General features: G+C 46.0%; 10 protein-coding genes. 9 read left to right on the forward strand and 1 reads right to left on the reverse strand.

Features of this window, described 5'->3' with window-relative positions:
- Positions 1-161 precede the first annotated feature (161 nt).
- From QT974_RS07780 to QT974_RS07815, 8 genes are all read left to right on the forward strand, one after another.
- Positions 162-1,517 (forward strand): PQQ-dependent sugar dehydrogenase, encoded by a 1,356-nt coding sequence (locus tag QT974_RS07780; protein WP_333467942.1) that lies wholly within the window; start codon positions 162-164, stop codon positions 1,515-1,517.
- A 225-nt stretch (positions 1,518-1,742) separates the two neighbouring features.
- On the forward strand, positions 1,743-2,228 hold the full coding sequence (locus QT974_RS07785) for a hypothetical protein (protein WP_333467943.1): 486 nt from the start codon (positions 1,743-1,745) through the stop codon (positions 2,226-2,228).
- Between the two features lie 167 nt (positions 2,229-2,395).
- Positions 2,396-4,369: a carbamoyltransferase family protein gene (locus QT974_RS07790; RefSeq protein WP_333467944.1), complete on the forward strand. Its 1,974-nt coding sequence runs from the start codon at positions 2,396-2,398 to the stop codon at positions 4,367-4,369.
- A gap of 128 nt (positions 4,370-4,497) precedes the next feature.
- On the forward strand, positions 4,498-4,905 hold the full coding sequence (locus QT974_RS07795) for an SxtJ family membrane protein (RefSeq protein WP_333467945.1): 408 nt from the start codon (positions 4,498-4,500) through the stop codon (positions 4,903-4,905).
- Positions 4,906-5,070 (forward strand): DUF5989 family protein, encoded by a 165-nt coding sequence (locus QT974_RS07800; protein WP_265234095.1) that lies wholly within the window; start codon positions 4,906-4,908, stop codon positions 5,068-5,070.
- Positions 5,071-5,074: 4 nt separating this feature from the next.
- Positions 5,075-6,304: an SGNH/GDSL hydrolase family protein gene (locus tag QT974_RS07805; RefSeq protein WP_333467946.1), complete on the forward strand. Its 1,230-nt coding sequence runs from the start codon at positions 5,075-5,077 to the stop codon at positions 6,302-6,304.
- 19 nt (positions 6,305-6,323) lie between these two features.
- Positions 6,324-7,649 (forward strand): hypothetical protein, encoded by a 1,326-nt coding sequence (locus tag QT974_RS07810; protein WP_333467947.1) that lies wholly within the window; start codon positions 6,324-6,326, stop codon positions 7,647-7,649.
- Between the two features lie 6 nt (positions 7,650-7,655).
- Positions 7,656-8,990 carry a hypothetical protein gene (locus tag QT974_RS07815; protein ID WP_333467948.1) on the forward strand — a complete coding sequence of 445 codons (1,335 nt, stop codon included), beginning with the start codon at positions 7,656-7,658 and terminating at the stop codon, positions 8,988-8,990.
- Positions 8,991-9,161: 171 nt separating this feature from the next.
- Here QT974_RS07815 and QT974_RS07820 read toward each other — a convergent pair whose 3' ends face one another.
- Positions 9,162-10,493 carry a hemolysin family protein gene (locus tag QT974_RS07820; RefSeq protein WP_333467949.1) on the reverse strand — a complete coding sequence of 444 codons (1,332 nt, stop codon included), beginning with the start codon at positions 10,491-10,493 and terminating at the stop codon, positions 9,162-9,164.
- A gap of 444 nt (positions 10,494-10,937) precedes the next feature.
- Here QT974_RS07820 and mfd point away from each other — a divergent pair, with 444 nt between their 5' ends.
- Positions 10,938-14,474, forward strand: a complete 3,537-nt coding sequence (mfd, locus tag QT974_RS07825; RefSeq protein WP_333467950.1) for a transcription-repair coupling factor — start codon at positions 10,938-10,940, stop codon at positions 14,472-14,474.
- The last annotated feature ends 40 nt before the right edge of the window (positions 14,475-14,514 follow it).

Below are 14,514 nucleotides of genomic sequence, written 5' to 3' on the forward strand. Positions count from 1 at the left end.
GGTGTAAATAATTCAAGGTTTGTAGGTATCGGCTCCATCCCTGTAAAAAAGGGCTCCATCCCTGACTACGAACAAATCAAGCGTAATTGTCAAATTACTTAACATACTTTGTTTGATTAGCGCCTACTTACTTAGTACCCGATCTTTCTGAGAAAGGCTATATGTATTACCTGCGTTTCCTGTTGCTAATTCTACTGCTGCCTCTGGTTGCGTGCGATCGAGCAAAAGATGCCACAGCCACTCCCGTACCCGCCCCAAGCCCGCTGTCGCAAATTCCCTCGCCAGTACCGCTGACCAATGTTCGTACCGCTCAAATTCTGCCCACCAAACCGCTTTCCCCGCAGCCAATCCGCATTGTTGCAACTGCTTTGCCGCAGCCTTTCGCCACCCAAAGCGCCTCGAAACCTGCTCAAGTAGTACCAATTCCGCCATCGCCATTGCTACAAGTGCCTCCTGGCTTTGTCGTCAACGTTTTTGCTGACAATTTAGACGCTCCCCGATGGCTGGCTTTGACGCCGACAGGAGATGTTTTGGTAACAGAAACCAGGCAGAATCGGATTAGGCTGCTGCGCGATGCCAACGGTGACGGTGTTGCTGAGGTAAACATGACTTTTGCCAGCGCCCAAAACAAGTTAAATATTCCCTTTGGTATGGCTTTTGCCGATCGCTATTTTTTCCTGGGAAACACCGCTGAAGTCCGCCGATTTCCCTACACAAAAGGGCAGGAACAATTAACAGGTAGCGGTGAAAAAATTGCCGATTTACCGGGCGGCGGTTACAACCAACACTGGACGCGAAATGTGGTAGTTTCTCCCAACAACCGCCAGTTGTTTGTATCAGTTGGTTCTCAGTCTAATGCCGATGCCGAACCGCTACCGAGGGCGTCCGTGCAAGTGATGAATTTGGACGGCACCAACCAACAAACTTTTGCTTCAGGTTTGCGAAATCCCGTGGGATTGGATTTTCACCCAAAAACCAATCAACTCTACACAACAGTCAACGAACGCGACGGTTTGGGAGATGATTTGGTGCCGGATTACTTGACAAGAATTCGTCAAGGCGAGTTTTACGGCTGGCCTTACGCTTATTTTAAGCCGAATTTGCTCGACCCGCGCCACGTCAAAAATGGAACTAGCGATCGACCTGATTTAGCAGCAAAAACATTGATGCCGGACGTTTTGTTTCAGGCGCATTCGGCAGCTTTGGGATTGCAATTTTATGACGGTAAAACGTTTCCTAAAAGATTCCTGAATGGGGCGTTTGTGGCGTTTCGCGGCAGTTGGAATCGCAATGCTGGAACTGGTTATAAAATTGTGTTTGTACCTTTTAATGCCGCAACCGGACGCCCTCAAGGTTATTATGAGGATTTTCTGACGGGTTTTCTGACAGATCCGTCGGGCCCGAAAACTTGGGGGCGGCCTGTTGGTTTGTTGGTTTTACCTGACGGAAGTTTGCTGTTTACTGAGGAGGCCAACAACCGGATTTATCGGGTGCAGTACCGCGGCGGGGACTCTTGACACCAGAGCTCGATCGACCTCAAAAATATTCTGCTACTTACCAGAAAGAATAGGTTGAAAGCGGTAACCCTTGTAGCGAGAAATTAAAATCAGACTATTCATTACTCCAATCCTCGGACTTTTAGGTAGAGGTCGCCCTCAAGCGGTCAACTCTCAACTTTCAACTCTCAACTATCATCTCTGTTCTGTTAAGATCACTCAATATCTTGACAAGCAGCCCGATCCATGCAGACTCTCAAACCATCAAACCGACCTTTCAACCCTCAAGATACATATCCCTGTCCCGTGTGCCGCACCGGTGAAATTTCCACCATGCCGATGATGGAGGCCCTGGCTTGCAACTTCTGCCAGCACATTTTTATCGCCAGCGTTGAAAGACAATCGCTGAAAATGGCCGATCGCCAACCGCCGGTCACTTGGCACTGGAACGGCAAAAAATGGATAGGAGCACACCTCGAAGGCTTACAATTAGGATGGCCCTATTTTGCAGCGGCGATCGGTCTGATCTTCCTTCCTACCAGCTTACTCGGACTTTCAGCTTACTACTTTGCCCCGGTTCCCGGCAGCCGCTTGTCGTGGTTCCCCGCAGCTTGGACGGGCTTAGCTTTTTTGTCCCATTTAGGCATTGTGCTGTGGTTGGTAGTAGAATTTTATCAATTTCCGACGATCGCTTACTTCAGAGCCTGGGGGCGCAGGATTCGCCGGCACTAGCTGGATGTTGTCAGACGGGCGATCGACCTCAACCGCCCACCAGCATCAATTCAGCTAAAATTAGAGGCGATCGCAAAACTCAACTCCAAATCTGCACCACTAAAGCTATAATCGTTAGCTATTCTAAATACTCAGATACGAGCGCATAGCGATTTGTGAGGAGAGCGATGAACATACTTGGAATCTCGGCGTATTACCACGACAGCGCCGCCGCCTTAATTTGCGATGGAGAAATTGTCGCCGCAGCGCAGGAAGAAAGATTTTCCCGCAAAAAGCACGACGCCAGATTTCCCAAGAATGCGATCGCCTATTGCCTGAAAGAAGCGAACATAGAATTGCGGGAACTCGATCGCATAGTCTTTTACGATAAACCTTTAGTCAAATTCGAGCGCCTTCTCGAAACCTACTTAGCCTACGCACCCAAAGGTTTTCGCTCTTTCCTCACCGCCATGCCAATCTGGCTCAAAGAAAAGCTATACCTCAAAACCATGCTCAGAAGAGAGCTCGCATCCATGGCAAACTGCAAAACAAACAAACTGCCATCTCTGCTATTTACCGAACACCACCAATCCCACGCAGCCTCAGCATTTTTCCCCAGCCCGTTTCAAAAAGCCGCGGTTTTGTGCCTCGACGGCGTGGGCGAGTGGGCGACAACCTCCGTTTGGCTAGGAGACGGCAACCAACTGACACCTCAGTGGGAAATCGACTTTCCCCACTCCTTGGGTTTGCTTTATTCAGCTTTCACCTACTACACAGGCTTCAAAGTCAACTCTGGTGAATACAAACTCATGGGCTTAGCGCCCTACGGCGAACCCAAGTTTGTAGACAAAATTCTCACCCATTTAATCGACCTCAAAGATGACGGAACTTTTCGTTTAGACATGGATTATTTCAACTACACAGTTGGCTTAACCATGACAAATCAGAAGTTTGACGAACTATTTGAAGGCCCGCCGCGCAAAGCTGAAGGAAAATTGACCCAGCGGGAAATGGACATTGCAGCATCCATTCAAGTTGTTACCGAAGAAGTTGTTTTGCGGCTTTGCAGAACAGTTAAAAAAGAATTGGATGTCGATTATCTTTGTCTCGCAGGCGGCGTTGCTCTCAACTGCGTTGCTAACGGCAGACTCTTGCGGGAAAATATTTTCAAGGATATTTGGATTCAGCCGGCGGCGGGAGATGCTGGCGGTGCTTTGGGCGCGGCTTTGGCGATTTGGTATCAGTATTGCGAACAAACTCGTACTGTTGCTGATGAGTCACCCGTTGCAAATAAGATTAAGGAGGAGAGGACCCAAGTCCTTACTACGAACGGGGAGGAGAAGACTGAAGTCCTGAGTGCGAACCAAGCTGTAGCAACCGTGGCGAAGTCTGTGGCTCATTTAACTTGTCACGACAAAATGCGCGGCTCGTATTTGGGGCCCCAGTTTACTGACACAGAAATTCAGGAATATTTGGATGCTGTCAAAGCCAGCTATCACCGATTGGACGATGCCGAATTGATGCCGCAGTTGGCGGAAATTTTGGCACAGGGAAACGTCGTCGGATGGTTCCAAGGGCGGATGGAATTTGGGCCGCGGGCTCTGGGCGGTCGATCGATCGTTGGCGATCCTCGCAATGCTAAAATGCAGTCCGTGATGAACCTGAAAATCAAATATCGGGAATCATTTCGACCTTTTGCACCGTCAATCTTAGCCGAACGAGTTGCGGATTATTTCGAGATTGACCATTCTAGCCCTTATATGCTATTGGTTGCTCCAGTCAAAGCCAGTCTCCGCATTCCCATGACAGCGGAACAAGAACAGTTGTTTGGCATTGAAAAGCTTAACATTCCGCGATCGGAAATTCCGTCTGTCACCCACGTCGATTACTCGGCTCGCATCCAAACCGTTCACAAAGAAACCAATCCTCGGTACTATGACTTAATCAGTCATTTTGAAGAGCGATCGGGATGTTCGATTTTAGTAAATACTTCGTTCAACGTCCGAGGCGAACCAATTGTTTGCACTCCTGAGGATGCTTACCGCTGTTTTATGCGAACTGAAATGGACTATCTGGTTTTAGAGAATTTCTTAATTCCTAAATCGGAACAAATTCCTTGGAAACAAGACGAAGCTTGGAAAAATGAATTTGAACTAGATTAGTCAGTTGACAGTTGACAGTTGACAGTTGACAGTTTGCAGTTGTTATTAGCTGAGATTCTTCCTTCTCCCCTCTTCCTTATTCCTTCTCCCCTCTTCCTTCTTCCTTCTTCCTTCCTTCTTCCTTCAACATGAGCGACGAAATAAAAAAACTCGATAACAAAGGCTTGCGCGATTTCGGGCTGCTAATTGGCGGCTTAATTGCGGTGCTGTTCGGTTTAGCCGTACCTTTACTGCGGCGGCATTCCATACCTTGGTGGCCCTGGGCAATCTGCGCCGTCCTAGTTGTGCTAGCATTAGTTGCGCCGAAATCCCTGAATCCGATTTATCACGGATGGATGAAGTTTGGACTGCTCCTCAACAAGATCGAAACGCCGATTATTTTGGGCATAGTTTTTTACCTGATAATTTGGCCGATGGGAGTTATCAAAGGCATATTTGGCGAAGATGCAATGCGGCGCAAACTAAATCCCAAAATGGATACTTACCGCGTCCCGAGTAAAGCAAGAACAAAAGTTAGCATGGAGCGTCCTTTCTAAGTGTTTGAATCAACAATAGACTTTCTCAAAGATTTGTGGGCGTTTATGAAGGAACGCCAAAAATATTGGTTGCTACCATTAATTGTGACTTTAGTCTTTTTAGGAGCTTTGATTGTATTGAGTCAGGGTTCTGTGATTGCTCCGTTTATTTACACGCTGTTTTGAAAGAATGAGCAAGTTGAAAACTTTGGGTGTCAATTTAGGTTTGACACTCGGCAGTTTATTCATGGGAGCGATAATTGGTGAAATAGGATTGCGAGTTGCTAGAGTTGAAGGCTACGCCAGAATAGGAGATGTCGCAGATTCTGCACCAACTCGTTTCCATACTGCCGATCGCGATTTGGGTTGGAAGCTCAAACCCGGCGTGTCGGGAGAATGGAAGGGCGAAGGTGCGAGTTTTGTACAGGTGAACAGTGAGGGTTTGCGCGATCATCGCGAGCACGCCAAAGCCAAACCTCCCAATACCTTGCGGGTGGCGGTTTTGGGCGATTCTTTCACCGAAGCAATTCACGTACCCGTTGAACAAACTTTCTGGTCGAAATTGGAACAAAAACTAAGCAATTGCAATGCTGTAAAAAGCCAAAAAAAAGTTGAGGTAATCAATTTCGGCGTCCAGGGTTACGGTACTGCTCAAGAATTGATAATGCTGCGCAAAAAAGTATGGGATTACAATCCTGATATTGTAGTTCTTGCCTTTTTTGTTGGCAATGATGTAATTAACAATTCGCCAAAATTAGAATACGACCTCTATCGACCATTTTTTAGATATGATGCTAGCGGCAAGTTGGTCGCGGATATGTCTTTTCGCAATTTGCCGCCGATCGATCGCAACCAAAATGCAGTTTCATTTGTAGACAGGATGCCCAGTTTTCTTGTCAACAATTCGCGCATCTTGCAGGTGATTAAAAAGGTAGATATAGAGGGGAAAAAGCGGCAGTTATCCGAGGATTTTACCGCTTTGAGTACCAAAAACTTCAATCCACCTCAGGATGCAGCTTGGGAAGATGCGTGGAGGGTGACCGAAGGCTTGATTGTGAAGATACACAATGAAGTCGTGCAGAAAAAGGCGGATTTCTTGCTCGTGACGATCGGAGCTCCGATTCAAGTCGATCGCGAGTCGGCCAAGCGGCAAAAGTTTATACAGGAACACAAAATTCAGGATTTGTTTTATCCCGACAGGCGGCTGGAAAAATTGGGTGCGCGCGAGGGTTTTCGCGTATTGAATTTAACGGAACAGTTCCAAGGTTACACCGAAAAATTTCAAGTTTGCGCCCACGGTTTTGATAATTCCGTACCCTGTGGGGGTCACTGGAACGAACTAGGACACCGGCTGGGCAGCATCCTGATCTACCGAAATTTGTGCGCAAATTTGCAGCAGTCTCAAGTCCCCAAAAAATAACCGCAATCAGTCAAATTTCATGAAAGATTCAACGCAGCTCGAAAAAGGTAAAAATATATTAACTTTAATCGCTGTTAATTTGGCGATCGCCTTTATTTGCCTGGAAGCTTTATCATTAGCTTTTTATTTTATCAACCAAAAGCAGTTTTTTTATACCAGAACTAAAGGTAAAGAAAAGGTAGTAGAAGATATCGAACGCCTCGGCATTAGGTTAGATGAATCAATCGTAGAAAGACTGCACCCGTTTTTTGGCTACGTCCTCAAACAAGGTGCTTTTACTAACGAAAAATTAAAATTAAAAGTCAACAAACACGGCTTTTTTTCCCTGTACGAGTATCCGTTTGTCAAAACCAATAAAAAACAATTTATCATCGGAATTTTTGGCGGTTCAGTTGCTAATAACTTTGCTGTAGATGAATATATAAATCAAAGATTGTCTAAAAAATTGCAGAGTTATGCAGAATTTGCCGATCGCGAAATTGTGATTTTAAATTTCGGCAACGGCGGTTACAAACAGCCCCAGCAATTATTAATTTTAAATTACTTTTTGGCTTTGGGTCAAGAGTTAGATTTAGTCATCAATATTGACGGTTTTAACGAAGTAGCACTGTCAAATTTAAATAACAAAGCCCAGCTAGAAATAGGAATGCCCAGCGTCCAGCACATACAGGGGCTGACGAGTTTAGCCAACAACAATTTATCGCCGTTGGCGATGAGTGCGATCGTCCAAATCAACGACAACAAACAACAGTTGAAAGCAGGTATTGACAAATTGCAAAATTGTCAATTTGCTTTGTGTCACGCCGTTACCTCGCTTAGAGTAAAACAATTAGTCAACAATTACCAGCAAGCAGTTGTCAAGTACGACGCACAAGTCAAACAAGCCAACTCAGATCCCGAAAAACAAAGTATAGTATACATTCCCAAAGCTGAGTCTGTTTTGGTGCAATCTGCCGCTTTTGACAAAATGGCGTCGCTGTGGTACGAATCGTCGATCGGCATGAATCAAATTTTAGCGAGTAGAAACATCAAATATTTTCACTTTATCCAGCCCAACCAGTATTATCGCACTCAGCGAGTATTTACTGCCAAGGAAAAGGAAATTGCCATCAGCAAAGAGAGTCCTTACATAGAAGGAGTGACAAAAGGTTATCCGGTGCTGTTGTCCAAAGTCAATGACTTGCAAAAAGCTGGGGTTAATATTTTTAGCGGAGTGAATATTTTGGACAATACAAAAGATACGGTTTACAAAGATGCCTGCTGTCACTATAATTCAGTGGGAGAGGAAGTATTGGCAAACTATGTTTCCAGTTCCATCATTAAAGTAGTGAGAAAGTCTAAATAAATATTTATGAAAGATTTTAAATTGAGTAACAAAACCCAAGAAATCCTCAAAATTACTTTGATTAACTTGGCGCTGTTACTTGTTTTCCTAGAGTTCGGTTCCCTCGGATGGTATTTTGTCAAGCACAAGCAATTTTTCTATACTAGATCCAAGGCGCAAGATAAGTCGGCTTTAGGAATTAATTTAGAAGGAGTGCGGCTGAATCAGTCTATTGTCAACAGGCTGCATCCTTTTTTTGGATTTATCGAAAAACCCGGCCCCGATTTTCGCCCCGGTTTTAAAGTTAACAATTACGGGTTTATGTCTCCCTACGATTATCCGTTTAAAAAAACCAAGCCCCATCAATTTATTATCGGAGTTTTTGGCGGTTCCGTGGCTTCAAATTATGGAGTTTTTGAAGTTCAAAATAAAATTTTATCTCGATACCTCAAGCAGCTTCCCGGTTTAAAGGATAAAGAATTTATAATTTTGTCTTTTGCTACAGGAGGCTACAAACAGCCCCAACAGTTATTGATTTTAAACTATTTTTTAGCTTTAGGTCAAGAACTGGATTTTGTGGTGAATATAGATGGATTTAACGAAGTAGCACTTTCTAATTTAAACAATAAAAATAAAATTGATTTAGCGATGCCGAGCATTCAGCACCTGATGCCGCTGACTAGCTTGGCTAACAATAGCCTTTCTTTGAAGGCGATGGAATTAACTATCAAAATTCAAAAAACTAAAAATAGGATTAATGATGGTTTGGAAAGTTTAGAGAGCTGCTCTTTAGCTGCTTGCGATGCTTTGACTTCTATTTACGTTCAAAATTTAGTTAACAATTATCGCAAAGATGTGATTCGGTTTGAGAGAGAACGCAGCAAAAAGGAACAAGATGATGAGGGCAGTGTTATTTATTATAATAAAAATAATTATATTTTAGATGATGCAGCAGCTTTTGAAGAAATGGCGTGGAATTGGGCAAAAAGTTCTATTTTTATGCACAAAGTGCTGTCGGCTAGCAACGTTCCTTATTTTCACGTCCTCCAGCCGAATCAATATTATCAGACAAAAAAGGTGTTTAGCAATGCTGAGAAGCGGATTGCTTTTAATCAGGAAACTCCTTATGCTAAGGCTGTTGAAATTGGTTATCCGGCTCTTTTAAGTAAGTTTTCTAATTTACAAAAAAATCAGATTAATATTTTGAATGGGGTTAAGGTTTTTGACAAAACTAAAGATGTTGTTTATGTAGATAGCTGCTGTCATTACAATCAAACTGGACAGGAAATATTCAGTAATTATGTGGGCAGTTCTATTGTAAAATCTATGCGGAAGGATGAGGCTAGGAGTAATAAGAAGTAATCGGATATAGAAGACGCCCGCGGTTGAAACCGGGTCGATACAGACACTCACGCTACGGGAGCGGGTTTCCGAGCGAGCCGTGAAAATTACGTTTTTTTATTTACACCGCGCACCATCGGGACTTCCTTTTTGTAGACGCGGTTTCAACCCTACGTCCGATCTGATGGACTTTTAGGTTTTTGGTTGGGTTTTAGTTCGATCGCCCCCTGAGTCGATCGGCATTACCAATATCTTATCAACTCGGTTTCCGTCCATATCCACGACTTCGACGCGCAAACCGTTCCACTCAAAATGCTCCGCAGCAGCCGGAATTTTGCCCAGATTGGTAATTACAAAGCCGCCCATTGTGTGGTAACTTCCCCTATTTTCTGATGAGATTTCTTCGATTCCAAACAAATCAAAGAAATCCTCAACGGGCAGCATTCCGTCTAACAGCCAAGAACCATCCTCGCGCTGCACGGCTTGCGGTTCGTCGGCATCTTCAATCGAGGGAAAGTCGCCCACCAATTCGACTAAAATGTCGTTGACTGTGACCAATCCTTGAATGACGCCGTATTCGTCTACTACTAACGCAATTTGATTGCTAGATTGCTTAAAAAGCTCTAATACTTTTAAACCGCGCGTGCTTTCTGGTACAAATAAAGGCCTCCGCAAAGAAGCACTTAAATCGAGGGTTTGACCTGTTAAAGTGCGAGACAACATATCGGTAACGTGTACTAAACCGACAACGTTATCGAGTCCGCCCTGACAGACGGGAAACCGAGAATGACCGCTGCCGAGCATTTTTTGGCGGTTTTCTTCTACTGAGTCGTCGAGGTCGAGCCAGGTAAGATCGGGTCGCGGGGTCATTAAGGCGCTGACTCGCCGATCGCCCAAACGAAAGACTCTTTCTACCATGTCCTGTTCGGCTTCTTCAAAGGTTCCCGCCTCGGTTCCTTGCTCGATTAAAACTTTGATTTCTTCCTCTGTAACTTGCGGTTCCGTTGAAGGAACAATCCCCATAATTCGCAAGATTAATTCAGTGGAATAACTTAACACATAAACGGCAGGAGCACCAATTTTTGAGAGCATTCGCATGGGAATAGCGACACTAGAGGCGATCGGCTCGGGATTGTTGAGGGCCAGCCGCTTCGGCACAAGTTCGCCAATAATTATGGTGAGATAAGTTATGGTTAAAATTGCGATGACTGAGGCGATCGCTTGAGAATATGGTTGCAAAGCCGGAATCAAGCGCAACAGAGGCTCTACTCTTTTAGCAATGGTCGTTTCTCCGAAAGCGCCCGACAGGATAGCCAGCAGCGTAATTCCGATTTGAACTGTCGGTAAGAACTGATTCGGGGCATTAGCCAGATCCAAAGCTACACGGGCATTCGTCGAACCCTGGTTAGCCATCTGTTGCAGTCTCACCTTCCGTACTGAGATGATGGCCATCTCTGACATCACAAACACGCCATTGAGGAAAACCAGCAGGAAAACAATCAGAAGGTCGGTACTTGGGGACATTTCTCAAATTATCGGTGGTAAAGGCGAAGCGCACTGCCCTAGATTAGTCGATTTTAGATTTTAGATTCTAGATTTTAGATCGAATTGCATCCATCATCTGGGGTATCTGTCAATCTCGATTTGGCGATCGACCTGTCCCTAGATTAGTCGATTTGAGATTTGAGATTTCAGATTTTAGATTGAATTGCATCCATCATCTGGGGTATCTGTCAATTTAGATCGACAATCTCGATTTGGCGATCGACCTGTCCCTAGATTAACTGAACGAGCTCGTTTCGATCGCACGTTCGAGATATTCACAGAACATATCTAGCAAAAATCTACCCGCAGTGCAGTTGAACTGCCAACACCCGATCGGCACAATGATAGATGTTTGTCGTACAATCGGACTTAATCAGCAGCCGGGAAGAGCCTTCGCCCATCGGGGATCATAATTAACAGCCCATGACTTTCTCTTCGATCATTCGGACATTGGGGCGATCGCCCCTAGCCACAGAACTTCTCAACAAGCTCAAACGCCATCACTGTTTGCAACTGAACGGCATCGCCCGCTTACCCAAAGGTTTAGTAGCTTCCGCCCTCGCACAACAAGAGGGGCGAAACCTACTAGCCGTGACAGCAACTCTAGAAGAAGCCGGCCGCTGGGTAGCTCAATTAGAAGCCATGGGCTGGCAAATCGTACATTTTTACCCAACTTCGGAAGCTTCGCCCTACGAGCTATCTTACTCCGACGAGAACGAAATGACGTGGGGACAAATGCAGGTGCTGGCGGATTTGGTGGATCGGGAACAAAAAACCGCCAATTCCTCAAAGCCGATCGCGATTGTAGCTACAGAAAGAGCTCTCCAGCCTCACTTGCCGCCGCCAGAGGCTTTTGAACCCTACTGTCTGACGCTGAAACGAGGCGAAGTTCAAGACTCAAAGATACTTGACCGCCAACTTGCCTCGATGGGGTACGATCGGGTGACTTTGGTGGAAACCGAAGGTCAATGGAGCCGCCGGGGCGATATTGTCGATGTGTTTCCGGTGGCCGCCGAGTTGCCGGTGCGCCTGGAATGGTTCGGGGATACTTTGGATCAACTGCGCGAGTTCGATCCCTCCAACCAGCGATCGCTCGATAAGGTCGATCGATTAGTTTTAACTCCGACCAGCTTTAACCCAATTATTAAAGCTGTTATAGCAGAAAAAAAGCTTGATAAAATCCACAAACTAGACTTGGTTGATACAGAAAATGAAGCGGAAAAATTTGTCCGCAGGCTGTTAGGTTTAGCGTTTGAAAAACCAGCTTGTTTGTTGGATTATTTACCTGAAAATACTTTAGTTGTAGTTGACGAACCCCAAGGATGTGAAGGTCACAGCGACCGCTGGTTTGAAAATGCCCAGGAACAATGGGAAAGTTGCAATCAATCTGTTGTTGCGGATGGGGAAACTGAAAGATTGCCAATTGCTAATTTGCAGGTTCCGAAAATTCACCGCAGTTTTGGTGAATCGATCGCAGGTGTCGCAGCTTTTGACAGGCTGGAACTTTCAGAGTTAGCAGAAGATTCTACTACTCAAAAAGCCCAAACGCCTGCAATTAATTTGTCCAGCAGGCCTGTGCCGGTGATGCCTCACCAATTTGCGAAACTCTCTCAAATGCTCCGGTTCGAGCGCGATCGCGGTTTTACGGTGTTTATGGTTTCGGCTCAACCGAGTCGATCGGTCTCTCTGCTGTCGGAACACGACTGTCCGGCTCAGTTTGTGGTGAATCCGCGCGACTTTTTGGCGATCGACAAATTGCAGTTGCAGCACATTCCGGTAGCTTTGAAGTACAGCGGGCTGGCAGAGTTGGAAGGTTTTATCCTGCCGACTTTTCGGATTGTCTTAATTACCGATCGAGAATTCTACGGCCAGCATTCTCTGGCGACATTTAGCTACGTCCGCAAGCGCCGCCGCGCCGCTTCTAAAAAGGTTGACCCGAACAAGCTGAGTCCGGGGGATTTTGTGGTGCACCGCCAGCACGGAGTTGGCAAGTTTCTCAAGTTGGAACGCTTGACGATCGATCGGGAAACTCGCGAATATTTGGTGTTGCAATACGCTGACGGTACTCTCAGAGTCGCGGCGGATCAATTGGGCGCGCTGTCGAGGTTTCGGACTGTCGGCGATAAAGTGCCGGATCTCAACAAGCTGACCGGTCAAACTTGGGAAAAAACTAAAGCAAAAGTTCGCAAAGCTGTTAAGAAAGTAGCGGTAGATTTGCTGAATCTTTACGCTAAAAGAGCTAAGCAACAGGGTTATGCTTTTCCGCCTGATATGCCTTGGCAGCAAGAGTTAGAGGATTCTTTTCCGTACCAACCAACGCCGGATCAGTTGAAGGCTACTCTGGATGTAAAACGCGACATGGAGGGCGATCGACCGATGGATCGGTTGGTCTGCGGCGATGTCGGTTTTGGCAAGACAGAAGTTGCTCTGAGAGCTATTTTTAAGGCAATTACAGCGGGCAAGCAGGTGGCAATGCTGGCGCCGACGACAATTTTGACCCAACAGCACTATCACACGCTCAAGGAGCGTTTTTCGCCTTATCCGATCGAAGTTGGTTTGCTCAACCGATTTCGCACAGAAACTGAACGCCGGGAGATTCACAAGCGCTTGGCAACTGGGGAGTTAGACGTGATTGTCGGTACTCAATCTGTTTTGAGTAAAGCGATTAAATTTCGGGATTTGGGTTTGTTGGTGGTGGACGAAGAACAGCGGTTTGGGGTGAAGCAAAAGGAAGCGATTAAAGCTCTGAAAACCGAGGTAGATGTGCTGACTCTGACGGCGACGCCGATTCCCCGCACCTTGTATATGTCGCTGTCTGGGATTCGGGAGATGAGTTTGATCGCGACTCCGCCGCCCAGCCGCCGCCCGATTCAGACGCATTTATCCCCCTACAATTTGGAGGTGGTGCGGACGGCAATTCGTCAAGAATTGGACAGGGGCGGTCAGGTTTTTTATGTTGTACCTCGGATTGAGGGGATTGATGAGTTGGCCGATACTTTACAGCTAATGGTTCCGGGGGCGAGAATTGCGATCGCCCACGGTCAAATGGATGCTGCGGAACTAGAATCGATCATGCTGACTTTCAGTGCCGCAGAGTTTGATATTTTGGTGTGTACGACGATTATTGAGTCGGGTTTGGATATTCCCCGTGTCAATACAATTTTGATAGAGGACGCGCAGAAGTTTGGTTTGGGTCAGTTGTACCAGTTGCGCGGACGCGTGGGACGTGCGGGAATTCAGGCTCACGCTTGGCTGTTTTATCCGAAGCAGAACCAACTGTCGGATGCTGCAAGGCAGCGGCTGCGGGCAATTCAAGAGTTCGCGCAGTTGGGTTCGGGCTATCAGTTGGCTGTCCGGGATATGGAAATTCGCGGATCTGGTGATGTTTTGGGTACGGAACAGTCTGGTCAAATGGAGGCGATCGGTTTTGATTTGTATGCTGAAATGTTAGAGGAGGCGATTCGCGAAATTAAGGGTCAGGAAATCCCCAAGGTTGAGGACGCGCAAATTGACCTCAGTTTGACGGCGTTTATTCCTGCCGATTATATTGGGGATTTGGATCAAAAGATGAGCGCTTATCGATCTGTGGCTTCTGCGAATACTCTCGAAGAGTTGCAACAGATTCGGGCCGATTGGTGCGATCGTTACGGGCCGATTCCTCTGCCGGCGCAGCAACTGATCCGAGTTGTGGAACTCAAACAAATCGCCAAGCAAATCGGTTTTTCTCGGATTAAACCGGAAAACAAGCAACACATTGTTTTGGAAACGCCGATGGAGGAACCTGCTTGGAATTTGCTTAAGGCTAATTTGCCAGAACATTTACATTCTCGTTTTGTTTACAGCAAGGGGAAGGTTACGATTCGGGGTATGGCAGTTTTGACTGCCGAAAAGCAGTTGGATAATTTGATTGATTGGCTGGGGAAAATGCAGGGCGCTTTGCCGTTCGCCAATATTTTTTAATATAAAATCCCACAATCTCCCGCACCGCCAAAGTTACACA

This window comes from Microcoleus sp. BM001215392 (assembly GCF_036700185.1).
In the GTDB taxonomy this organism is placed as follows: domain Bacteria; phylum Cyanobacteriota; class Cyanobacteriia; order Cyanobacteriales; family Microcoleaceae; genus Microcoleus.

Coding starts and splice junctions, on each gene's coding strand:
- QT974_RS07785 (WP_333467943.1), top strand. CDS start 1,743: ATGCAGACTCTCAAACCATCAAACCGACCTTTCAACCCTCAAGATACA.
- QT974_RS07805 (WP_333467946.1), top strand. CDS start 5,075: ATGAGCAAGTTGAAAACTTTGGGTGTCAATTTAGGTTTGACACTCGGC.
- QT974_RS07810 (WP_333467947.1), top strand. CDS start 6,324: ATGAAAGATTCAACGCAGCTCGAAAAAGGTAAAAATATATTAACTTTA.
- QT974_RS07815 (WP_333467948.1), top strand. CDS start 7,656: ATGAAAGATTTTAAATTGAGTAACAAAACCCAAGAAATCCTCAAAATT.
- QT974_RS07790 (WP_333467944.1), top strand. CDS start 2,396: ATGAACATACTTGGAATCTCGGCGTATTACCACGACAGCGCCGCCGCC.
- QT974_RS07795 (WP_333467945.1), top strand. CDS start 4,498: ATGAGCGACGAAATAAAAAAACTCGATAACAAAGGCTTGCGCGATTTC.
- QT974_RS07820 (WP_333467949.1), bottom strand. CDS start 10,493: ATGTCCCCAAGTACCGACCTTCTGATTGTTTTCCTGCTGGTTTTCCTC.
- mfd (WP_333467950.1), top strand. CDS start 10,938: ATGACTTTCTCTTCGATCATTCGGACATTGGGGCGATCGCCCCTAGCC.
- QT974_RS07780 (WP_333467942.1), top strand. CDS start 162: ATGTATTACCTGCGTTTCCTGTTGCTAATTCTACTGCTGCCTCTGGTT.